The 22,923-nt window shown below is 38.5% G+C and carries 19 protein-coding genes; 8 read left to right on the top strand and 11 right to left on the bottom strand.

Annotation, left to right across the window (positions count from 1 at the left end; translation table 11 throughout):
* Positions 1–4 precede the first annotated feature (4 nt).
* The 4 genes from AB4J89_RS07960 to AB4J89_RS07975 all read left to right on the top strand — a co-directional run bounded on the left by AB4J89_RS07960 (position 5) and on the right by AB4J89_RS07975 (position 7,006).
* Positions 5–1,114, top strand: coding sequence for an AAA family ATPase (locus tag AB4J89_RS07960; RefSeq protein WP_088493422.1), 1,110 nt, complete (start codon positions 5–7; stop codon positions 1,112–1,114).
* A gap of 99 nt (positions 1,115–1,213) precedes the next feature.
* Positions 1,214–3,796 (top strand): DUF5682 family protein, encoded by a 2,583-nt coding sequence (locus AB4J89_RS07965; RefSeq protein ID WP_368468845.1) that lies wholly within the window; start codon positions 1,214–1,216, stop codon positions 3,794–3,796.
* Complete coding sequence (locus tag AB4J89_RS07970; protein WP_088493424.1) at positions 3,783–4,937, top strand: VWA domain-containing protein; 1,155 nt, start codon at positions 3,783–3,785, stop codon at positions 4,935–4,937. The genes AB4J89_RS07965 and AB4J89_RS07970 overlap by 14 nt, the downstream gene beginning before the upstream one ends.
* Positions 4,934–7,006, top strand: coding sequence for an SWIM zinc finger family protein (locus AB4J89_RS07975; RefSeq protein ID WP_368468847.1), 2,073 nt, complete (start codon positions 4,934–4,936; stop codon positions 7,004–7,006). The genes AB4J89_RS07970 and AB4J89_RS07975 overlap by 4 nt, the downstream gene beginning before the upstream one ends.
* Positions 7,007–7,099: 93 nt before the next feature.
* Here AB4J89_RS07975 and AB4J89_RS07980 read toward each other — a convergent pair whose 3' ends face one another.
* The 7 genes from AB4J89_RS07980 to seqA all read right to left on the bottom strand — a co-directional run bounded on the left by AB4J89_RS07980 (position 7,100) and on the right by seqA (position 12,218).
* Complete coding sequence (locus AB4J89_RS07980; protein ID WP_165125216.1) at positions 7,100–7,843, bottom strand: type 2 GTP cyclohydrolase I; 744 nt, start codon at positions 7,841–7,843, stop codon at positions 7,100–7,102.
* A gap of 222 nt (positions 7,844–8,065) precedes the next feature.
* Positions 8,066–8,272 (bottom strand): YbfA family protein, encoded by a 207-nt coding sequence (locus AB4J89_RS07985; protein ID WP_036912074.1) that lies wholly within the window; start codon positions 8,270–8,272, stop codon positions 8,066–8,068.
* A gap of 366 nt (positions 8,273–8,638) precedes the next feature.
* Entirely contained in the window at positions 8,639–8,932 is a 294-nt protein-coding gene (locus tag AB4J89_RS07990) for a type II toxin-antitoxin system RelE/ParE family toxin (protein WP_088493427.1), read from the bottom strand.
* On the bottom strand, positions 8,925–9,167 hold the full coding sequence (locus tag AB4J89_RS07995) for a type II toxin-antitoxin system ParD family antitoxin (protein ID WP_088495954.1): 243 nt from the start codon (positions 9,165–9,167) through the stop codon (positions 8,925–8,927). The genes AB4J89_RS07990 and AB4J89_RS07995 overlap by 8 nt, the downstream gene beginning before the upstream one ends.
* Positions 9,168–9,322: 155 nt before the next feature.
* Complete coding sequence (locus tag AB4J89_RS08000; RefSeq protein WP_036938475.1) at positions 9,323–9,805, bottom strand: DUF1456 family protein; 483 nt, start codon at positions 9,803–9,805, stop codon at positions 9,323–9,325.
* A gap of 146 nt (positions 9,806–9,951) precedes the next feature.
* A complete protein-coding gene (gene pgm, locus AB4J89_RS08005; RefSeq protein WP_088493428.1) occupies positions 9,952–11,592 on the bottom strand; it encodes a phosphoglucomutase (alpha-D-glucose-1,6-bisphosphate-dependent) in 1,641 nt (546 codons plus the stop codon).
* A 74-nt stretch (positions 11,593–11,666) separates the two neighbouring features.
* The gene (seqA, locus tag AB4J89_RS08010) at positions 11,667–12,218 is read right to left on the bottom strand and encodes a replication initiation negative regulator SeqA (RefSeq protein WP_069370079.1); all 552 of its coding nucleotides are present in this window, start codon (positions 12,216–12,218) and stop codon (positions 11,667–11,669) included.
* A gap of 459 nt (positions 12,219–12,677) precedes the next feature.
* On the opposite strand from seqA, the gene ybfF reads away from it, so the two are divergent.
* From ybfF to fur, 4 genes are all read left to right on the top strand, one after another.
* The gene (ybfF, locus tag AB4J89_RS08015) at positions 12,678–13,460 is read left to right on the top strand and encodes an esterase (protein WP_088493429.1); all 783 of its coding nucleotides are present in this window, start codon (positions 12,678–12,680) and stop codon (positions 13,458–13,460) included.
* Positions 13,461–13,672: 212 nt separating this feature from the next.
* Positions 13,673–13,981, top strand: a complete 309-nt coding sequence (ybfE, locus tag AB4J89_RS08020) for a LexA regulated protein (protein WP_036912278.1) — start codon at positions 13,673–13,675, stop codon at positions 13,979–13,981.
* A 274-nt stretch (positions 13,982–14,255) separates the two neighbouring features.
* The gene (gene fldA, locus AB4J89_RS08025; RefSeq protein WP_004244384.1) at positions 14,256–14,783 is read left to right on the top strand and encodes a flavodoxin FldA; all 528 of its coding nucleotides are present in this window, start codon (positions 14,256–14,258) and stop codon (positions 14,781–14,783) included.
* Between the two features lie 189 nt (positions 14,784–14,972).
* A complete protein-coding gene (gene fur / locus AB4J89_RS08030) occupies positions 14,973–15,419 on the top strand; it encodes a ferric iron uptake transcriptional regulator (RefSeq protein ID WP_023581171.1) in 447 nt (148 codons plus the stop codon).
* A 79-nt stretch (positions 15,420–15,498) separates the two neighbouring features.
* Here fur and AB4J89_RS08035 read toward each other — a convergent pair whose 3' ends face one another.
* From AB4J89_RS08035 to nagE, 4 genes are all read right to left on the bottom strand, one after another.
* Positions 15,499–16,338: a DUF817 domain-containing protein gene (locus tag AB4J89_RS08035; RefSeq protein ID WP_088493430.1), complete on the bottom strand. Its 840-nt coding sequence runs from the start codon at positions 16,336–16,338 to the stop codon at positions 15,499–15,501.
* A 550-nt stretch (positions 16,339–16,888) separates the two neighbouring features.
* Positions 16,889–18,283 (bottom strand): OprD family outer membrane porin, encoded by a 1,395-nt coding sequence (locus AB4J89_RS08040; protein WP_088493431.1) that lies wholly within the window; start codon positions 18,281–18,283, stop codon positions 16,889–16,891.
* Positions 18,284–18,921: 638 nt separating this feature from the next.
* A complete protein-coding gene (gene glnS, locus AB4J89_RS08045) occupies positions 18,922–20,589 on the bottom strand; it encodes a glutamine--tRNA ligase (RefSeq protein ID WP_088493432.1) in 1,668 nt (555 codons plus the stop codon).
* A gap of 197 nt (positions 20,590–20,786) precedes the next feature.
* Positions 20,787–22,829 (bottom strand): N-acetylglucosamine-specific PTS transporter subunit IIBC, encoded by a 2,043-nt coding sequence (gene nagE / locus AB4J89_RS08050; protein ID WP_088493433.1) that lies wholly within the window; start codon positions 22,827–22,829, stop codon positions 20,787–20,789.
* Positions 22,830–22,923 lie beyond the last annotated feature (94 nt).

The raw sequence follows: 22,923 nt of genomic DNA on the forward strand, positions 1-22,923 counted from the left end.
GAATATGGCTAAAAAAGCACCCGCAGATCAACAAGCAATTAGGGAAAGTGCTGAGGTTCGATTTGCTCAAGAGTTAGAGCGTTTAACAAAAGCTGATGCTAATAATCCTAAACCACAAGGATGGCTTCGCTCACCCCGTGCTGTACGCCAATTTATTTTAGGTGATGATGCATTAGGCATCACACCTAAGTTTTTCGGCGATGATGCATTGGTTGATCGTGCAATTGTCACATTATTGGGTAAACAAGGTTTAATGTTGGTCGGTGAACCGGGTACGGCAAAATCAATGCTCTCAGAGCTTTTTGCTGCTGCCATCAGTGGTGATTCAGGTTTAACCATCCAAGGAACAGCGGGTACAACAGAAGATCATATTAAGTATTCTTGGAACTATGCATTGCTATTAGCAGAAGGCCCAACAGAACGCGCTTTAGTGGGTTCGCCGCTTTATCAAGGTATGTTACAAGGTAAAATTGTTCGCTTTGAAGAGATAACTCGTTGCCCTCCTGAAATTCAGGATGTGCTAGTTTCCTTAATGTCAGAGAAACAATTGATGATCCCTGAAATGGGTGATGGTGCGCGTATTAGTGCAAGACCGGGATTTAACCTTATCGGTACAGCAAACTTACGTGATCGCGGTGTTCATGAAATGTCGGCTGCATTAAAGCGCCGTTTTAACTTTGAAACTGTGAAACCTATTCGTGATCCTGCATTTGAAATCAGCCTGATCCAATCACAGCTTGAGAACGAATTAGGCTCCTTAGCCAATGAAGTCACTGTACCGGCGGATGTTGTGGAATTACTGGTCACAACATTCCAAGAGTTGCGCTCAGGTAATACGAAAGATGGCGGTAATATCAAAACACCTGATGCGGTTATGTCAACCGCAGAAGCCGTGAACATCGCTTATGCTTGTGCCTTAGAAGCGCATTATTTAGGTGATGGAGTGATGAATGCAGGCGCAATTGCCCGCCAATTAATCGGTGTTGTATTAAAAGACAATGCTGATGATATCAAACGTATTCGTTATTACATGGACAACGTCGCTAGAGAGAGAGCAAGAAACAGTAAAGAGTGGAAAGCTTTCTTTGATGCATCAAAAGAGTTTTGGCAATAAAACGCTAAAGCTTGTAGCTACACATTAAAATACGTTATTTATCTATTAAAGGCAGAGTTAACTTACTCTGCCTTTTCACCCAGAAAAGGGATCGACACGGTGACGCTACCTTCAATACCTTTGCCAGAAAGAATTGACCAAGCACGACTGAAATGGACGTCGTTACAGCAACAACATATCTATTTTGCCCCTGTACGCCACCATAGCCCTGCTTGTGCTTATGCGGTTTTATCATTAATTGATTCTGTAAAACCTGACTATATTTTAATTGAAGGCCCAGATACCTTTAATTCACTTATTCCTAGCCTAACAGATAAAGATACCCTACCTCCCGTTGCGATTATGGGGCAAGCGGAGTATTTGCATAACGATGGAAACCAAGAAGAGCGTGAGAAATCACTGCACTCTGCTTATTTTCCATTTTGTGAATATTCGCCTGAATGGCAAGCTTTGCGAGGTGGTTTGCGCATCAATGCCAAAACACGTTTTATTGATTTACCTTGGGCTGCACAAGTTAATAACGAAGAGTATAGCGACTCGCAAAGTCGGAGCTTACAAAAAGAACGTTATTTAGCACATAGCCAGTTTATCGCGCAACTAGCTAAAAAATGCCACTGTCGTGATCATGATGATGTTTGGGAGCATCTTTTTGAATTACGTAGTATTGAAGCCTTGGCTGATTGGCAAACACTTTTTAATGACACCTTTATTTGGTGCGCACTTGCACGTCTTGATTATGAACCTGAAGTGCTTGAATCTGAGGGCTCTTCACAGCGTGAAGCACATATGCTCGCTCATATTCAAACCATCAAACAGCAAGAGCCTAATGCTAAAATTTTAATCGTCACAGGGGGATTCCATACCCTTGCATTAATTGAAGGTCTAGCTAACTCACAATCTCAATCTTTCGCCATTTCTAGCACAGAACAAAAGCAATTCACTAAAATGCAAAAAATGGGCGAAAATGAGCAAGCTTGGCTTATTCGCTACAGTTTTGACAGACTAGATGCGCTTAATGGTTATGCTTCAGGAATGCCTTCTCCTGCATTTTATCAACAAGCTTGGCAAAGTTTGATGCAACAACACCATGATAAATTAGAAAATAATGATATTGCAAAGCAACCAACCCAAGTTTATCGCAATAAAATGGGGATTGCTTTTCTAAGCTCTGTTGCCCAAGCGATTAGAGAAAAACAGTTTGATAATCCACCGAGTTATTTAGCTGTAAAACTCGCAGCCGAACAGAGCTTACGCCTCGCTTTATTAAGAGATCACGCAGGTACAGGTCGCTATGATTTGCTTGATGGTTTACAAAGTGCCTTTATTAAGGGCAGTTTAGATGATAGCCAAAGCGAATTATGGGCTGAAATCAAAACCTGTTTCTCAGGCTATCTCTTAGGTAAAATTCCATTAGGTACGGCAACACCTCCTTTAGTTAATGAGACTTATGAGCGAGCTAGAGCGTTTCGTTTCAAACTTGACGATACTTTAGCAAAAACAACTAAATGTGATGTTTATCGTAACCCACAACATCGCTTAAGAAGCCGTTTTCTACATTTGTTGGCTTTCTTAGAGATCCATTTTGCACACCGTGTAAATGGTCCTGATTTTCTTTCTGGTCATCAATTAGATCTGTTATTTGAAGAGTGGCAATACGCTTGGACACCCAATGTAGAAGGCGAGCTAATTTCATTATCAGAGAAAGGCTCTCAACTTGAAGCTATCGCCTTAAATAAGCTGTTATCAATGGAAAAACAGCTTGAAGAACAAGGGCAAAGTCGTTCAAGCCAGAGTGCGGTTACATTATTAATCCAAGCAGCATTAATTGGGCTCCACCAGCGCATTCCTTCACTCTTTAAACTGTTAGATAGCTATATTCAGCAAGATTTCCGGCTTGAATCACTGACCCAGTGTGGACATAAACTGATCCATTTATGGCGAGGTCGCCAATATCTTGATATTACCGATGAGCTTTCACTTGAAAATCGCCTACATCAAGTTATTCCTCAAGCTTTCTTTTGTTTAGAGCAATTGGCTCAAGGTGATGAGCAACAACAAGAAAGCAATTTACAAGCTCTACTCTCTTTACGTGAATTGATTGAATTTATGCCATCGCTCAATAATCAGCATGATTATAAAAGTGATTTCTATCAGCAACTCAATCGCCTTGATGGTCAATTAGATACAGTGCCTTTATTAAAAGGTGCAGTAGATGCCTTACGTTATTTAGGTTCATATATTGATGAAAATACGTTGGTCACCGCGCTAAATACGACCTTCAGTACAGGCAGTTCTCCTGAACATGCCATTGGTTATTTCGTTGGTATGATGCGAACAGCACCAGAGTTAGTTATTCGCCTTCCGTTATTGGTCGATCACTTAAATACCTTGCTACAGCAATGGGATGAAGAGCGATTTATTCAGATCTTACCTGATCTGCGTTTTGCCTTTAGCCAACTTAATCCCAAACAAAATGCAGAGCTGGCGCAATATATTGCCAACGATATTGGTTTAGATACCCAAGCGTTATCTTTATGGCAGTCAGAATTTAGTGCTAAACAGATGCTTGAAGCCACTAAACTCAATCAAAAATTACAACAGCGAATAATGGAACAAGGCATGATTTCTTGGTTTGACGCTAAGAAAATAGAGAAAGGAGATACGACTTATGAGTCAGCATAATGACGATGTGCCTGAAGATAAAATAAAACAAGCAAAACGTTGGCGTCTGATTTTAGGTCAATATGCTGATGATGCCCTTGGGCAAGCGACTTTTAATGCTGATGATTTAAAAGTGGAGCGTACACTCGACTTTCTCTACCGCCGAGAATATCAGCGCCGAGGTCTTCGCCAAGAGCGAGGACGTCATGGATCACTCGATGCATCGCAACTTACTGCGGTAAACTGGCTAAATCAAGCACGTAAGCTATTCCCTAATAGCACCTTTGAACGTATGCAATCACAGGCTATTGAACGTTATCAAATCAGTAGTTTTCTTAAAGATCCCAATACGTTAAAAGCGATGGAGCCAACAAAAGCGTTAGCGAAAACATTATTAAGTTTACGTGGACGTATGAGTGAAGAAACGCGAGATGCAGTTAAAACGATTATTCGTAAAGTGGTCGATGATATTTTGCGTCAAATTCGCAATAACTTTCGCCAATCATTAACAGGTCGCCGTAATCGTTTTAGACGCTCTTTAGTGCCTAATAGCCGTAACTTTGATTGGCGTGCCACCATCGCTGCAAACTTAAAACATTACGATACTCAAAATCGCCGTTTAGTGATTGAAACTCCTTACTTTAACTCACGGATGCAACAACATTTTCCGTGGGATGTCATTCTTTGCGTTGACCAAAGTGCGTCAATGTCTAGCTCAATTATGTATGCGGCTGTTTGTGCCAGTATTTTAGCCTCTTTACCTGCTGTTAATGTCTCTTTAGTGGTTTTTGATACCCAAGTTGTCGATTTATCGCATTTAGCAGACGATCCCGTTGAAGTTTTAATGACGGTACAATTGGGTGGCGGTACTGATATTGCAGGTGCAATGCAATACTGTGAAAGTTTGGTCAAAAACCCTAAACGCACAGTTATTTCACTTATCAGTGACTTTGAAGAAGGTGGCTCATTAAACCGTTTATTAGATTGCACGCAACGTCTTAATAGCCAACAAGTTAAATTATTGGGTCTTGCAGCACTTGATGATGAGGCTCAACCTGCTTATGACTCTGCTATTGCACAAAAGCTTGCAGATAGAGGCATGCAAGTTGCAGCGTTAACACCTGAACATTTCGCACAATGGTTGGCAGAGGTAATGCAATGAGTTGGCAAACTGTTTACTTTCATTACGATGAAGATGCGCTCACTGTATTTGCTAATGCAGGATTATTAAGACGCGCAAGAAAAGATGTTGATAACGAAAAAGTTTCTCTCACTGATGCCAATACTGGGCAATTTAGCAGTGATGGACAAAATGTTGTTTTACACGAAGCGGGAATTCAACAAGCCAGTTGCGATTGTTCTGCATCTGGTTGTTGCAAACATATTTTAGCCGCTGTTTTATGGCTACAAGCTAATAATAGTGCTGATAATTCAAGTAACGATAATAGTGATGAAACTTCATCAGAAGCTATTGCGGAGCCTGTTGAAATTTCTCCACTGTTACCCGCGCTATTCACGCTTGATCCGGAAACCTTAATCAAAAAAGCAGGAAAACCAGCCTGTCGTGTGGCGATTAAATTAGTTGAGCAGTGGGAAACAATAACATTGGATTTAGAAGACACAGGGACACAGTTAAAAATTCAACTCCCTGATGTTGATGAGCCTGTTATTTTCTTACAAGGTAGTGGTTACGATGGCATGTTATCGCCATTTTCTGACTCACAGAAAAAAGCATTCCACCTTGCTATTGTGGCTAAAATATTTGAACAACATGCTCAACCATGGAGTTGGCCTGAAGATTTAATCATTGTGCAATCTTCAAAGCGCCCTCTCAATGAAGAAGAAGCAGCGTTAATTACGACGGTTGAACAATTTATTTATGATTTATTGCGCCAAGGGCTATCACATATCAGCTTGAGCAGTGCCACACAATTGCACTTATTGAATATGTCTGCTCGAGCAGAAGGTTTACCTCGTTTGGCATCTTATTTACGAACATTGAGCACTCAAGTCAAACTGTTGGCAGAAAGACATTTCACTATGGATGAAAGTAATGTCTTGCGCTTGCTGGCGCATATTTCAGCCTATCTATTTCAATTATCCAGTGCGACGCCAGAACAGCTAAAAGTGTTACGAGGACAACTTCGTCGTCAATATGACGATAAAAAAACCAGCCTCTCTCTTATCCCTGTTGGCGCAAATTGGTGGACAGCGCAAAGTGGTGCATTAGGCGCAACCTTTACCTTTTGGGATAAAGAAGAGAAACAGCTCTTACAAGCGACTCAAGCTCGCCCTAATCAACTTGATACTCTGTTTAATCGTTATAGTGTTTGGAATAGTTTATCCTTATGGAAACAAACATCCGATAAATTAATGCGTCGCCCTTTTTTATTACAAGAGCCTCGTATTTCTGATGAAGGAAAACTGGCAACTATTGGCGAAAGCTTCGCACAAAACCAAACGGATTTTCTTGATATTACCGATTATCACAATCTACAAACTGAATTAGGGATCAACAATTGGCAAGAGTTACCAGACTATTTTGCTAATCAACCTGATGGATTTCTTTCCCCTCTCGTCTTACATATCAAAAGCTATAAGCCTTTAATTTGGTATGAAATAGAGCAATGTGTTATTTGGGATGTTTCAGATAATCATGATAATTCAGCCTTCTTACGTCTTTATTGGGAAGGAACAATGCAAAATAATCTGGAAGAATTACGTTATCTCACTAAGCGAGAATTAGAGATAGTTGCAGTCACCGTGCAACCTGTTCGACGTGATTTAAATATGGATTTATTGCCAACGACTATTTGGCTCAAAACCGAAAAAGGCATTGAAATGTTTTATCTCGATTTTGACCAATTTCCACGTAAGAAAAAACAATCGGGGTTTATTAGTCGTATTCAAGAATATATGGCTAAACGTAAGCAACAAACGGCAATGCATCACAGTGAACCGACATTAGCACAAAAATTTTGTCGCCCTATTTTGTCTGTATTAGAAGCCCAAGCATGTACCGGACGAGAATTGCTTTCTGAAATGCAAAAAGAGCAGTTAGAAATAAGCAAGCATACTGCTGATGATTTAGGAATGACATTAATTGCCAACCAATTGGCTCGTTATCTGGCATTAACTACACGTGACTCTCAGGCTTTATTACAGTTAATTTGGCTATGCGATAATCTGCAACAATTACAAAGTCCATTACCCATTCAGCTTAACGAGTAATAAATATCTCCGGTATTGCCGGGGTTTTCTATATACAAAAAAGCTATCTCTCTTTAATTAGAGAGATAGCTGATAAAATAAGAATAAGTAGGCTTATGCTGGATTATCAATATCAACAAACGTCACATCAAAGTGATGTGTTTGAGCAAGCCATTCACCTAATGCTTTAATACCATAACGCTCTGTCGCATGGTGTCCCGCTGCAAAAAAATGAACGCCCATTTCTCTGGCGATATGAATAGTCTGTTCCGAAACTTCACCCGTTACAAAAGCATCCACACCCTGCTCAGCTGCATCTTGAATAAAGCCCTGTCCGCCCCCCGTACACCAAGCAATATTACGAATAGTTTCAGGTGCATTATCACCACAATGTAATACATTGCGTTGTAATGCTTTTTCTAAACGTTCTTTTAATTCAAGAGGCGTTAAAGGCAAATCAAATACACCTTTAGGCACTAAAGGTAATATTTCACCTTCAACTTTAACGCCCATTTTTAACGCTAATTGAGCATTGTTTCCTAAGATTGGGTGGGCATCTAACGGCAGGTGATAACCAAAAAGATTAATGTCATTACAAAGCAATGTCTTTAAGCGATTACGCTTCATTGAACGAATAACAACAGGCTCATTTTTCCAAAAGTAACCATGGTGTACTAAAATTGCATCAGCGTTTAATCGTACTGCTTCATCAAGTAATGCTTGGCTTGCAGTCACACCCGTTACTATTTTTTGAATATGAGGGCGTCCTTCGACTTGAAGTCCATTAGGCGCATAATCTTGAAAGTTCTCAATGCTTAACTTCTCATTAATCACTAATTCCAGATCAGTATTCTTCATTTCATTTATTTCCCTGTTATCACGAATGCCACTATTTATATAACAATAGTACAAATAGCAATAGACTAATGGCATTCGTTTAAATGACTCATTATTGTTTATTGTAACGTAAAAATTGAAGATTATTTGAGGATAAGAAAAAACAAGAAGGCCGCACCAGAAAAGTGCTTAAAAAGAGATAAAAATAACGCCTACTTTTGCAGGCGTTATCTTAATATTCTGTTATTTGTGACTATTTAGTGCCACTTCTGATTTTGCCAGCCAAACTGGTTTATCACTTGTTTTAGACCATACACGATGTATATAGCTATAAAATTGTGCGCGTTTAGGATGGAAAATCATAACAGGAAATGCCACAACACCTAGCGCAACAGCACCAGTACGACGGGCTAAAACATGTTTTTTTGTATATTCGTTATAAGCTGGCATAGTGCTCTCCTGTATAGAGATTAATTTGATGACTGAAATTTTACCTCATTTGATGAAATTTTACTACTGATCAGACCACTTAATTCGTGCGAAAAATCACCTTTATTTTGCTTGATATGTAATTAAATTTCAGAACAGAAACAAAAATGAAACATAAATGACATATTTATTAACAAAACCAGATCGGTATTTTTACTTAATAAAAGTGGTAGTAAATAATTTCGAGGATAAATTATCAAAAAAGAAAAAATCAAATAGAGAGGAGAAGTAGAGTATTCAAGAATGCGGGTTTTAGTATAATAATATAGATCTACTGCTAAATAATATACAACTGAATAATACATTTAGCAGTGAGTAATGAAATACTTATTCAGGGAAATCAAGAAAATCCACATCCATTGAATGATGGATAAGGCGAGCGATAAATAAGGTATCATTTTTTGGTAGATAATAAATTGAGTGTTTTTTAAACTCAAATCGACTCATACCGTCACATACCCAATTACACTCTCGCCCAATCCAAGGTGCTCGAGCAAGTAGCTCAAAAGTCTGTTGTAACTCATTATGATATTTTTTTGCCTGAGTTACACCAAATTGCTGAATGGTATAACGTGCAATTTGATAAATATCTTCTTCTGCTAATTTAGAGAGTTTATACATTTAAGTCCTTTTCAGCTCTTGAAAAAATATCATCCATGTTGTTTTCACTCTCTGGTGAATTCACACCATCTAGTACCATTTTGCGAACTATTTGGAGCCGTTTTTCTCTGATTTCCATCATACGTAAAGCATCTCTGATTACCTCAGAGGTATTTCCATAACGTCCTGAATTAATCATTTCACCAACAAAACCATTAAAATGTTCACCCAAAGTTACGCTAGTTACTCGTGCCATAAATCCTTCCCACATTGTATTACTTAGTAATACAACAGTAGCAATAAATTTATTAATTTGCCAGCTAATACCATAAAAAAACACCCCAATATTGAAAACCAATTTTGGGGGTGTCACAGTAAATAGAGAATTTTATAGCTTAAAATACCCTGAACTTATTTCTTAACTGCTTTACCTTTACCGCGTAGGGTTTCGGTTAATCCTTTCAGGAAGTATCTTACAAGCTGATCGCCACAATTACGGTAGTTTTTATGTCCTGGTTTACGAAATACAGCACTTAATTCAGGCTTAGAAACACGGAAGTCCGCAAGCTCATAAATCTTTAGAATATCCACATCTTTTAATTCAAAAGCGACACGCAGTTTTTTTAAGATAATGTTATTTGTAATACGCTTTTCAACTTCAGGTGCTGGGAAGTTTTCATCTTTTCCGCGACGATAAAAAATTAAACCATTTAAAAAATGCCCCATTGCATTATCGTCACACTCGACAAATTCAGGTTCATCGTCTTTTTTCAGCCAGCTATTTACTAACTCTTTTGTAACTGTGTAATCAGCCAGTTTCATGATTTCAACAACATGCGCATCACTTAGATCCAGCATGTAACGTACACTTCGTAAAACAAAATTATTTTGCATTGTATTGATTATCCACTCTATTTTTAATTCTAAATCAACCTCAATGATGGATATCAATGCTGTGATCTAAAAATATTCAATAATTAAAAAAATACACTCTACCTTTGGGTAGAGTGTATTCTATATAAATAGTTTATTGCACTAACTTATTTGTTAGCAAAAACATTATTTACTATTTCAATCGCTTCTTTTTCAATTAATTCACGATGCTCAGGGCCCCGGAAGCTTTCACAGTAAATCTTATATGCTTCTTCAGTGCCAGAAGGACGAGCCGCAAACCAACCGTAATCGGTCATCACTTTTAAGCCACCAATAGATGCGCCATTACCTGATGCATGTGTTAAACGTGCAGTAATCGGGTCGCCAGCTAATGTGCTTGCGGTTACCATTTCTGGTGATAAGCGAGACAACAGCGCTTTTTGTTCATGAGTTGCTGATGCTTGAATACGGTTATAGCTTGGTGAACCAAAGCGTTGTGCCAATTCGTTGTAATGCTCTTGCGGATCTTTACCTGTGACGGCTTTCATTTCAGCAGCTAACAGACATAAAATGATGCCGTCTTTATCGGTTGACCATGGTTTGCCATTAAAGCGTAAGAAAGATGCACCTGCACTCTCTTCACCACCAAAGCCAAATTCACCACTAAATAAGCCTTGAACAAACCATTTAAAACCAACTGGCACTTCAACAAGTTCACGACCTAAGTCAGCGACAACACGGTCAATCATTGCACTTGAAACCAGTGTTTTACCCACTTTTACATCTTTAGCCCATTGTGGACGATGACGGAAAAGATAGTTAATTGCAGCCGCTAAATAGTGGTTTGGGTTCATTAAACCAGACGGTGTCACAATACCATGACGGTCATAATCAGGATCATTGGCAAAAGCTAAGTCAAATTTATCACGCAGTTGTAATAAACCTTCCATTGCCCATGGTGACGAACAGTCCATACGAATAACGCCATCATGATCAAGCGTCATAAAACGGAATGTCTGATCAACTTGATCGTTAACTAATTCAAGATCAAGACCATAATACTCACCAATACGTTTCCAGTACTCGATACCGGAACCACCTAATGGATCAACACCTAATTTTAAGCCTGCTTTCTTAATAGCTTCCATATCAACAACGTCACCTAACGCTTTGACATAAGGCATAATTAAGTCTTGAGCTTCAATATAACCACTTGCTAATGCTTCATCATAAGAAAGACGTTTGATGCCCGCTAAATTGTTTTCAAGCAGTTCATTGGCACGTTTCTCAATAACTGAAGTTAAATCTGTATCCGCAGGTCCACCATTTGATGGATTATATTTAATACCGCCATCTTCAGGTGGATTATGAGATGGTGTTATCACGATACCATCAGCAATATCTTGATGTGCTTCGTTGTATGTCAAAATAGAAAAAGAAACTGCCGGTGTTGGTGTATAGCCATTATTTTCTTGAATAATCACCTTAACTTTATTGGCAGCAAGTACTTCTAAAACAGAAATAAATGCAGGCTCTGACAGTCCATGAGTATCTTTACCCACGTAGCATGGCCCTGTTACTCCATTTTTAGCACGTACTTCAGCAATAGCTTGTGCAATTGCCAAAATATGCGCTTCATTGAAGCTATGGCGATTTGCACTTCCGCGATGACCAGATGTACCAAATTTCACACGATGAGCGTTATTGCTAGCTTGTGGTTTAAGTGAATAATATTGAGACGTTAATTGCGCCACATTAATCAGATCACTTTGACGAGTATGCTGCCCTGCTCTTGGATGAATTGCCACAAATCTTCTCCTATTTGACATCACAATCACGCTTTAAACAAAAGCCTTTGCAATGCATCAATTAACAATAGTGGTTAGATAGTTCCACACACCTTATCAATCTCATTTGCAGGAAATTGCATATCCTGCATGATGCTTTGTACCATTGTTCTCTTACGCTCTGTGTTCGAGTTAGTAATAACCCAAAACGGCGTGCCTGAAATATGGCGCGGTTTTGTATGACGTCCACTATCGAGTAATGTTTGTTCATCACCAGCAAAATAGATACGTGTTCGTCCATGTACTGTTTCAGCAGATTGAGTAAAAGTAGCGCTATCTAGGCTATATAACGTAGAAAGGATCTGTAAAAAGCGATCAACTGATTTTGTTTTTTCTGCATAACTGTCAGATAACAGCAGTTCTCGCATTTCACGGATCGGATTTTTTGCTGGTGTAATAGGTGTAGGTTCAGCTTCCTGTTTAATAACAGGTGCTTGTACTGACTCAGTGACAACGACTGGCTGTACGGGCTGTTTGGCATCGAGCTTCAGTAGACGCCTTAAAATATCTGAAGCGCTTTCACCGATATGTCTAGTTTCGCTAGCAATATAGCGGTAAAGTTCGTCATCAATTTCTATCTTTTTCATTGCTACCCAGTACTATTTTCAAAAAAAAGTAATTAGGATTATAAGATATAATCTTTAAAAACAAAATAGGTAAAATTTCAATAACTTAAAGAGGATCTATTCAAGATCCTACCGTTTTAAAGGCTAAGCTCGGTATTTATCCTATTGTTTATCTCGGTATCATCTTCTATTCTTTGAACTTATTCGCACAAAGCCAGCTTTAAATTCCGCCATATCACACCACCCAGCCCCCAAATAATATAAAATTCTAATTATTTATTTTTGAGCAATGTCAAGATTTCAACTTTTTAAATAAGTTTAGAATATATATCTAGATAATGGTATTTTTATGGTTTTTTATAAATTTCTCTTATTAATTATTTCTGAACTTCATCACTCTTTCATATTATTGCGATAAGTTGGCTTAGCACCTTGCGCATGTCATCATAGAAGAAAATCGTAATTATTTTGGTCATTAATATGAAACTCAATACATTATTAAATTATCAATTACACCAACCTGAAACGACACCTGCATCCAGTTTACCTATCGTCTTGATCCACGGCCTTTTTGGTGATCTGAATAATTTAGGCGTTTTAGGTCGCGCACTTCGCCAAGATAATACCGTGATACAAATTGATGTGCGTAATCATGGGCATTCTCCTCATAGTGAAAGTATGAATTATCAAGATATGGCGCAAGATGTGCTTACATTGCTTGATAGTTTAAATATCCCAAAAGCCATTATTATTGGTCACTCAATGGGAGGCAAAATTGCGATGGCGATGACAGCATTAGCCCCTGAGCGTATCGCAAATATTGTTGTGATTGATATGTCACCTGTTGCCTATAATGTTCGCCGTCATGACAAAATCTTTGCTGCACTTGAAGCTGTAACTGAAGCCCAAGTCACGCGCCGTCAAGATGCGGTGGAAATCATGCGTCCTTTTATTAAAGAAGACGGTGTGATCCAATTTTTACTTAAATCATTCAAAAATGGTGAGTGGCTATTTAATTTACCTGCAATAAAAAATGCCTATTCAGACATTATTGGCTGGCAAGAAGTACCAGCTTGGCATCACCCTGTATTATTTATTCGGGGAGGTTTATCACCTTATATTTTGGATGAGTATCGTGAAAACATAGCTCGTCAATTCCCTCTCGCAACCGCCTTTGTTGTTGCAAACACGGGGCATTGGGTGCATTCAGAAAAACCAGATACCGTCATTAAGGCAATTCGTCGCTTTTTAGAGAAAGCTTAGCGAATAAACTTAACTGCTTAAAATAACGCCACTGAAAAAATGATAACTTAATAGAATGTATAATTATTGTACTTAAAAACAGTATCTGTTGATAAAAAGACCAAATCACAATAGGTTAAAGTCAGGAAGCAGTGGCGAGACATCACTATGTGGGGTATTATTGGGCGTTTCGCAATTTAGTCATTGGTATACGCCCTTTCACAGCAAAATTTATGGCAAAAGAACAAACTGATCGCACCACACTGGATTTGTTCGCAGATGAACGCAGACCTGGGCGACCTAAAACAAACCCGCTTTCTCGGGATGAACAGCTTAGAATTAATAAACGCAATCAATTAAGACGTGACAGAGTTAATGGCTTACGTCGAGTTGAGTTAAAATTAAATGAAGATGCTGTGAATGCTCTCAATGAGTTGGCGACAGAAAGAAACGTCAGTCGTAGTGAGCTTATTGAAGAAATATTACTAGAGCAATTGGCGCAAAATCACGCCTTAAAAATGCATCAAAACAAAAATAGCTAGCAGATAAACCACACAAATTCGACAGAATTAGCCTGCTATTTTCGTCAAAATACGTTTTTAGTTTTCTATTATGAAAACACAATGCTTATCTTTCACTAGTAATTGTTCAAACACAGACAAATATACTCTAAATATTTTGAAGTGTAGCTAGGTGACAAGTGAATGAGTCACTGGAAACATACAAGAAAGTATGTAACTTGTGAAAATATACGTAGTCAATAACGCTACAATTTGAAATATAACGAATTTAGAATAAAAGAGGTTATCTCACTTTATGGCAATCATAGGAATATTCTTCGGCAGTGATACTGGCAACACTGAAAATATTGCCAAAATGCTTCAAGAAAGACTGGGCGCTGATAATGCCGAAGTTCATGATATTGCAAAATCCAGTCAAGAAGACATCGAAGCGTTCGATATTCTGTTACTAGGTATTCCTACTTGGTATTATGGTGAAGCACAATGTGATTGGGATGATTTTTTCCCAACACTAGAAGATATTGATTTCAATGGTAAGCTTGTTGCACTATTTGGTTGTGGTGACCAAGAGGACTACGCAGAATATTTCTGTGATGCAATGGGTACTATCCGCGATATTATTGAGCCTCGTGGTGCAGTTATCGTAGGACATTGGCCAACAGAAGGTTACCATTTCGAAGCTTCTAAAGGGCTTGCAGATGATAATCATTTTATCGGTCTTGCGATTGATGAAGATCGTCAACCAGAATTAACCGAAGAGCGTGTTGACGCTTGGGTTGCTCAAATCAAAGAAGAAATGAGCCTAGACGAAATTCTGGGATAAAATAAATACTCAATATTGAGAATGATAATTATTCAATGGTGTGCTAAGATAGTGTGATAGGTGGGGTGTTTATTTTTAAATATCATGCCTATAATCAATGAGGTTATTTATTCACCCGAGTATTAATGAATAAAACCTATTTGTGAGCACAAAAATTAAATTCACCATTAGCAACAGGATTAAATCCGCATGACCGACAATAATAAAGCGTTAAAAAATGCTGGGTTAAAAGTTACACTTCCTCGCTTAAAGATCTTGGAAGTGCTCCAGGATCCTGAGTGCCATCATGTCAGTGCTGAAGATCTCTACAAAAAACTCATCGATATCGGTGAAGAGATTGGTCTGGCAACAGTGTATCGCGTCTTAAACCAATTTGATGATGCTGGTATTGTTACCCGACATAATTTTGAAGGTGGTAAATCAGTATTTGAATTAACTCAACAACACCATCATGACCATTTAATTTGTCTTGATTGTGGTAAAGTTATCGAGTTTACAGACGATGCAATTGAATTACGCCAAAGAAACATCGCTGAACGTCATGGTATCAAGCTTTCCAATCATAGCCTTTACTTATATGGCCACTGCGCTGAAGGCAATTGCAAAGAAGATAGCCACGCACATGATGAGAAATAATTCATTCTGGATAATCTCTCAGTAAAAAAAAGGAACTGTTCACAGTTCCTTTTTTATTGCCTAAAATCCGAGGATAACTCTACTTAGCCACACTGATACTGTGTTTAATGTGTTTTAAATGAACCACGATAGTAAATGTAACAATGACTAACAGTGACCAAGAGCCCCATTTGCCTGCATGTACAGCAGACCAAGCACCAATTTGGTTAGGATATTGCCAAACACCAAAAAATGTACCGAAATTCTCTGCAAGCCAAATAAAGAAACCTATCAGAACAAAAGCAAGTAATAAGGGCATTTTTCGCTCTGTATCATAAGCCGTAAAATAAACCACACTACGAGCATAAAGACCTAAAATAAAGGCCGTTAAGTACCAGCGATAATCACCAATAAAGTGATGAGAGAAGAAATTAATATAGATAGCGAGCGCAACCAAAGTAGCCATCCAATAAGGCGGATAATGTTCAATTCGTACTTTTAAAAAACGCCATGCTTGAATTAAATAACTTCCTACCGCAGAGTACATAAACCCTGTAAACAAAGGGACTTCCCACAATTTCGTGTAAGCAAAATCAGGATATTTCCATGAACCAATTGCCGCTGATGTTTTAAATAATTCCATCACAAAACCAACAATATGGAAAAAACAGATCGCTTTTAATTCATCCCATGTTTCTAGCTTTCCCCACACCATCCATAATTGAAAAGCGATAGCGAGAATAAGAAGCACATCATAACGAGGTATACCAAAGATACCTTTACTTGGTGTTGCAAATAAAATAAAAAAGAAAAATCCGGCAAATAAACAGGAACGTGCTTCTTTCACACCAAAGAAAAGAAATTCAACAATAAATCGCTTTATACCTTTAAAGGGCTTCAATGGTGGTTCTAATAAAAAATCATCCAATCGCTTTAACATGCTTCTTCCTGAAAACTCGCATTATCGAACAGCATTCAATGCAGAATAATAAATAAGGTGAGATAAAATGAATGGCAAGAAATTTGCCATAGAATAAAAAAACCTACAAGGATGAAAAGGACGAAAAAGAAAGGAATTAAAAAATAAAGGTATTTACCCCCCACTACGATACCCACTCTGACTGCCTTTACTTAGGGTAAATACCTTACGCAAATTTTGCGAAATAACTGAAGCACAGGAGATAAACATAACCCACTCACATTTATCTCAGACGACATGACATGACGACTTTACTTCATTACTTTTACTACATACTGCGATTTTAAAACGACTCTTTACTACTTTTTGCTTCTACTCTTTTACTTCTTACTTCCACTTCTTACTACTGCTGACAATTTCACTTTATTAACGAGGCTTATTTGTAAGGCTCTTCTTAATTACCGCATCCCTACCTTTCTACTACTTATTTTTACTTATCGTAATCGTATTTAACTTTTTTAGTTTTATTCAGGATAAAGTGCAATTAATACACTTTATCCTTATGCTGATATTAGAAAATAGTAAATGGCATTATCACGTTAAACTTAACGTCTTTTTCATCTTGGAAAATATTACCAAAACCACCTTCATAACTTGGAATATCGGAGTGGTTATCATAACGGGTATAGTGAAGCTTAAAGAGAGTGCCTTTAGCGCGACCTTCTTGAACCGTATACATAATATCCGCATTCCATGCACTTTCTCTGATACGCTGACCTTGGTCATAAATAGCTTTACCACTTGGCTTAGCATCCCATGCGTAAACATAAGAAGTACCTACTGCCCAGCCTGACAGATCCCAGTTTTTCAGATCATACATAACGCCAGCATAAAGTGCTTTTTCACCATTGGCGTTAAAGTCAGAACGACCATCCCACCAGACATCAAGACGACCATTAGATGTTGCCCAGCCCGGAGTCATACGTTGTAAGAAATAACCTTGATTACCTTCAGCTTTAACCCACGTTCCTTCTACTTTGAAGTCAAATACATTGTAGGTATAACCAAAAGTCAGTGCTTGTAACCATGCCAGCCCATCATAAACATCATTAACGCCACCACCGGTAACTTTATCTTTAGCACCGTAGAATTGGTAAGACGTTCTTAATGCATTGTCAGCAATTGGGAAATCATAAGAAACTTTACCAAAATACTGATCGATATAACCATCAGCCTGACCAAATGCAGCTTCTAACACTAGGCTGTTTTTAAAATCATATTTGGCGCCGAAAGAGTGAAGATAGCTGATATTGGTTTCTAGATCAGCTTTACGGAAATTGTACATATTCCGATACCATGGTGCTTTGTATTCATCTGTCCACATATAGGAGAAAGATAATTCACCACTTTTATCGAAATCAAAGACAGCACCCGCTTCAGCACCGCGGTAAGTTCCCGGTAAGAAGCTCCAGTGTGGGCGCAATAAGCTTTGGCCTTTAGGTTGAATATATCCACCTTGAGCCCAAAAGTTGCCTAATTTGAATTTCGCAGCCGCTTTATAAACACTCATGCCACTGCGATCGCCAGTCCATTTTTCATCCCAGCGACTTTTTGCATCACTAAAACCGATTTCGTTAGGTGCAGCAGGGCCACTGTTATTCAATTCAGCCGCACCAAAGGCAGCTAAATCAATACCAATAAAATCACCAAGGTAACCTGATGAGAAATCGAGATTAGCGTTGAAAGTAGAATGGTGTAAGTTAGCTTTGTATTTGCCGTAATCTGGGCTATTTGGTGTTAACTCTTTTCTATCACGGTCACGTTGCCAATAAAAAAGACCGCCTGTTAAGGTTGAGTCATCAATAAACCCTTCAGCATGAGACATTTTTGCAGGTAGTGCAGTTACAAGCAATGCGCCCATAACGGCAAGTGCCACCCTGCCTGGTTTAGCATTTTGCATAACCATAGCATTGTTTCCTCTTTGACTTTGACTAAAAAAGAAATAAGCACAATGCCTATTTCCAAATATAAAACCCCAAGTGGGGAAAAAACCTAAATTAGGTTATAAACAGCATATTTTTCGCGACGCGAATTATCAACCCAAAAAAAAGAATTTTTATCAAAATATGACAAAGGGCACATAACTAAATGATCGTTTCATTTTCTTGCTTTTATAAGGATTGATTCAAAATAAATATAATCACTTGATTTAATTGTGTTTTATAAACCAATCTTTAAATGATATAAAATTTCGTTTTTATAGAAAGGAATAATAAATAGTATTTATAAATAATCTTTTTTAATGATGTAAAATATGTGGTGTGAATCACACTTTTCTTATTACAGTTTTATTTAGCGTGATGATATGAAAAAACAAAAGAATAAAGTGATAGTGAATAAACTATTTCAAACGAAATAAATGAAAACTAATCACCTAAAAAAGACAAAACGAGAGGCTAATCAAATTAAGAATAGTAAATATTTAATATCAATAGATGAAAAATTAGGCAAAATAAGCTGTAAAACAGATAAAAAAATGCTCGATAAATAAATTACCGAGCATTTTATTCATTAAGACATTAATGTGACTTAAGGAACGTCAAATTAACCTTGTTGAGAAATCTTCGCCCAAGTATCACGTAAGCCCACAGTACGGTTAAACACAAGTTTATCCGCTGTTGAAAGCTTATCAGCACAGAAGTAGCCTTCACGCTCAAATTGATACGCTTTCTCGATAACCGCATCTTTTAAGCTACGTTCAACAAAACCTTCACGAATAACTAATGATTCTGGGTTAATTGTTGATAAGAAATCATCTTCTGCCGCTGGGTTTGGTACGCTAAATAAACGGTCATAAAGACGGATTTCAGCTGGGATCGCATGTGGAATGCTTACCCAGTGAATAACGCCTTTTACTTTACGTCCATCAGCAGGATCTTTATTTAAAGTCTCTGCATCATAGGTACAGTAAATAGTCGTAATTTCGCCTTGTTCATCTTTCTCAACACGTTCTGCTTTAATAACATAAGCATTACGTAAACGTACTTCTTTACCTAGCACCAGACGTTTATATTGACGGTTTGCTTCTTCTTTGAAGTCAGCGCGATCAATATAGATTTCACGGCTAAATGGCACTTCTCGCGTTCCCATTTCTGGTTTATTTGGGTGATTTGGTGCAACAAGAATTTCTTCACCTTCTGGCATATTTTCAATCACTAAACGAACAGGATCGATAACAGCCATTGCGCGTGGTGCATTTTCGTTTAAGTCATCACGAATACAAGATTCCAGAGCTGCCATTTCGACGTTGTTTTCTTGTTTCGTCACACCAATACGTAGACAGAATTCACGAATAGATTCTGCGGTATAACCACGGCGACGTAAGCCTGAAATTGTTGGCATACGAGGATCATCCCAACCATTCACAATGTTTTCTGTCACAAGCTGATTCAGCTTACGTTTTGACATCACTGTGTATTCAAGGTTAAGACGTGAGAATTCATATTGACGAGGATGACAAGGGATAGTGATATTATCCAGCACCCAATCATATAAACGGCGGTTATCTTGGAATTCTAAAGTACATAAAGAATGTGTGATATTTTCCAGTGCATCAGAGATACAGTGGGTAAAATCATACATTGGATAAATGCACCATTTATTTCCAGTTTGGTGATGTTCAGCGAATTTAATACGATAAAGCACAGGATCACGCATAACAATAAATGGTGATGCCATATCAATTTTCGCACGTAAGCACGCTTTACCTTCTTCAAAGCCACCAGCACGCATTTTTTCAAACAGCGCTAAGTTCTCTTCTACGCTACGTGAGCGATAAGGGCTGTTTTTACCTGGCTCTTTTAATGTACCGCGGTATTCACGAATTTCTTCAGCGCTTAACTCATCAACGTAAGCTAAGCCTTTATTAATCAGCTCAATCGCATATTGATAAAGTTGATCAAAATAATCTGAGGAGTAATGAATGCTACCTTCCCATTGGAAACCTAACCACTGAACATCTTTTTGAATTGAGTTGATGTACTCAATATCTTCTTTTACTGGATTGGTATCATCAAAACGTAGATTACATTTTCCCTGATAATCTTTAGCAATACCAAAATTCAGGCAAATTGATTTCGCATGGCCGATATGAAGATAGCCATTAGGTTCAGGTGGGAAACGCGTTTGAACGCTATTATGTTTCCCAGTAGCCAGATCTTCGTCAATAATTTGACGAATAAAGTTCGTTGGGCGGGCATCTGCCTCATTCATGGTCATTTTTTCCTCAAAGCAAAACGCATAATTAACCCACTATAATCCAATAAGCAGGTTTCATAAATACCTTAGCTAAATACACCCCTGAGATATTTATCAAAATAGAGATAAAAAAACGGGAAGTTTGAAAGACTCCCCGTTTTATCGTCTTATTTAACCATCTCTTTATAGAGGATTAAATATCTAGATAGAATTTATTTTAACACGTTGTAGATAACCGTTTTATTTCCGACCACAACACCTGCAACTTGTTCAGCAATCTTATCAAAATCATCGATATTGCTAACAATGACAGGGCTTATCATCGATTTGGCATTAGCGTTCAGATATTCAAGATCTAATTCTAAGATAGGTTGACCGACTTTAACGTCCGCACCTTCTTCAACTAAACGCTTGAAGCCTTTGCCACCTAATGCAACGGTATCAATTCCCATATGTACGATGATTTCAACCCCATTGTCAGTCTCGATACAAAATGCATGATTAGTATCAAAAATCTTAACAACAGTACCTGTTGCAGGTGCCATCACGATATTAGAGGTTGGTTTTATTGCTACACCATCCCCAACAACACCACTAGAGAACGCTTCATCAGGCACATCTTTCAATGCCACGACTTCACCATCAAAAGGCGCAATCATTTCAAGTAACACTTTTGCATTTGTGTTGGCTTGTTTTACAGGTGCTTTTTCAGTAGATACTGTAGAGGTAGCTGGCGCTTCATAAGCTGGCACAGGACCTTGAGTCAATACATCACGCATAGCGTTAGCGACTAATTCAGCACGTGTACCTACAATCACTTGAACACTTTGTTTGTTTAAGCGAATAACACCTGATGCACCTAAGCGTTTTGCATAGGCATCATTAACAACAGTGGCATCTTTTACATTTAAGCGTAAACGGGTAATACAAGCATCAATACCCGTTAAGTTATCAGTACCACCGATAGCTGCGATATATTGACGAGCTTCTTGTTGAATACCTTCTTTACTATTTGCTGGCGCTGTTTTGATATCTTCATCATAGCCATCAGCAGTTTCATCACCCATCACATCATCTTCACGACCCGGAGTTTTCAGGTTAAATTTGGTGATAGTGAAACGGAAAATACCGTAATAGATAAAGAAGAAAACAATACCTTGAACAATCAGCATGTACCAATGAACAGCCAGTGGGTTACGTGAAGATAAGAACATATCCACTAAGCCCGCACTAAAGCCGAATCCTGAAATCCACTCCATGCTTGCTGCGATATAAACAGAAATCGCCATTAAGAATGCGTGAATAACATAGAGCACAGGCGCCACAAACATAAAGGAGAATTCAAGTGGTTCAGTAATACCTGTGAAGAAGGCAGCAAATGCACCTGCAATCATGATACCCGCAACTTTTGCTTTGTTCTCTTTACGTGCGCAGTGATAGATAGCAAGCGCCGCGCCCGGTAAACCAAACATCATTACTGGGAAGAAACCTGCTTGATAACGACCTGTTACACCCACAGTTGCTAAGCCAGAATCGATAGCTTGCTGACCTGCTAGGAAGTTAGGAATATCGTTAATACCGGCAACGTCAAACCAGAATACGGAGTTCAACGCATGGTGTAAGCCAACTGGAATTAATAAACGGTTAAAGAATGCGTAGATACCCGCACCTAATGCGCCCATATCTTTAATGCTTTCACCAAAGCTGACTAATCCGCCATAAATCACAGGCCAGATATACATCAGAATAAAGGCGACGATGATCATTAAAAATGAGGTTAGGATAGGAACTAAACGGCGGCCACTAAAGAATGACAGTGCGCGAGGCAGTTCAACGCTACTAAAGCGGTTATAAAGCTCGGCAGAGAGTACACCAACCAAGATCCCAACAAACTGGTTATTTATTTTACCAAAAGCAACAGGAACCTCTTCTAAAGGCAGGCCTTTGATCATTGACACCGCTGCTGGAGAGCAAAGTGTTGTCACGACTAAGAACCCAACAAATCCTGTTAAAGCGGCAGCACCGTCTTTGTCTTTCGACATACCATAAGCAACACCAATGGCAAACAAGACTGACATATTGTCGATGATGGCAGCACCAGATTTGATAAGTAAGGCAGCAAGCGCGTTATCGCCACCCCAGCCTACTGGGTCGATCCAGTAGCCAATCCCCATCAGAATTGCTGCTGCAGGTAATGTAGCAACAGGCACCATCAGCGCCCGTCCTATCTTCTGCAGATAACTTAAAATATTCACAAACTCCCCCTTGGATAGCCCCTATGCGGGATCTTATTCATACTCATTCATATTTTATAATAAAATTGATGAGCTAATTATTTAATTCCATTTT

The sequence above is a fragment of the Proteus sp. STS61-E genome, from assembly GCF_040932335.1.
In the GTDB taxonomy this organism is placed as follows: Bacteria; Pseudomonadota; Gammaproteobacteria; order Enterobacterales; family Enterobacteriaceae; genus Proteus; species Proteus mirabilis_B.

Bases quoted from the DNA above. Each gene is read 5' to 3' on its own strand.
- AB4J89_RS07970 (WP_088493424.1), top strand. From the start codon at position 3,783: ATGAGTCAGCATAATGACGATGTGCCTGAAGATAAAATAAAACAAGCA.
- seqA (WP_069370079.1), bottom strand. From the start codon at position 12,218: ATGAAAAAGATAGAAATTGATGACGAACTTTACCGCTATATTGCTAGC.
- ybfE (WP_036912278.1), top strand. From the start codon at position 13,673: ATGGCAAAAGAACAAACTGATCGCACCACACTGGATTTGTTCGCAGAT.
- AB4J89_RS07960 (WP_088493422.1), top strand. From the start codon at position 5: ATGGCTAAAAAAGCACCCGCAGATCAACAAGCAATTAGGGAAAGTGCT.
- AB4J89_RS07975 (WP_368468847.1), top strand. From the start codon at position 4,934: ATGAGTTGGCAAACTGTTTACTTTCATTACGATGAAGATGCGCTCACT.
- AB4J89_RS08000 (WP_036938475.1), bottom strand. From the start codon at position 9,805: ATGCAAAATAATTTTGTTTTACGAAGTGTACGTTACATGCTGGATCTA.
- AB4J89_RS08040 (WP_088493431.1), bottom strand. From the start codon at position 18,283: ATGGTTATGCAAAATGCTAAACCAGGCAGGGTGGCACTTGCCGTTATG.
- AB4J89_RS08035 (WP_088493430.1), bottom strand. From the start codon at position 16,338: ATGTTAAAGCGATTGGATGATTTTTTATTAGAACCACCATTGAAGCCC.
- glnS (WP_088493432.1), bottom strand. From the start codon at position 20,589: ATGAATGAGGCAGATGCCCGCCCAACGAACTTTATTCGTCAAATTATT.
- ybfF (WP_088493429.1), top strand. From the start codon at position 12,678: ATGAAACTCAATACATTATTAAATTATCAATTACACCAACCTGAAACG.
- AB4J89_RS07995 (WP_088495954.1), bottom strand. From the start codon at position 9,167: ATGGCACGAGTAACTAGCGTAACTTTGGGTGAACATTTTAATGGTTTT.
- AB4J89_RS07985 (WP_036912074.1), bottom strand. From the start codon at position 8,272: ATGCCAGCTTATAACGAATATACAAAAAAACATGTTTTAGCCCGTCGT.
- AB4J89_RS07990 (WP_088493427.1), bottom strand. From the start codon at position 8,932: ATGTATAAACTCTCTAAATTAGCAGAAGAAGATATTTATCAAATTGCA.
- fldA (WP_004244384.1), top strand. From the start codon at position 14,256: ATGGCAATCATAGGAATATTCTTCGGCAGTGATACTGGCAACACTGAA.
- fur (WP_023581171.1), top strand. From the start codon at position 14,973: ATGACCGACAATAATAAAGCGTTAAAAAATGCTGGGTTAAAAGTTACA.
- AB4J89_RS07980 (WP_165125216.1), bottom strand. From the start codon at position 7,843: ATGAAGAATACTGATCTGGAATTAGTGATTAATGAGAAGTTAAGCATT.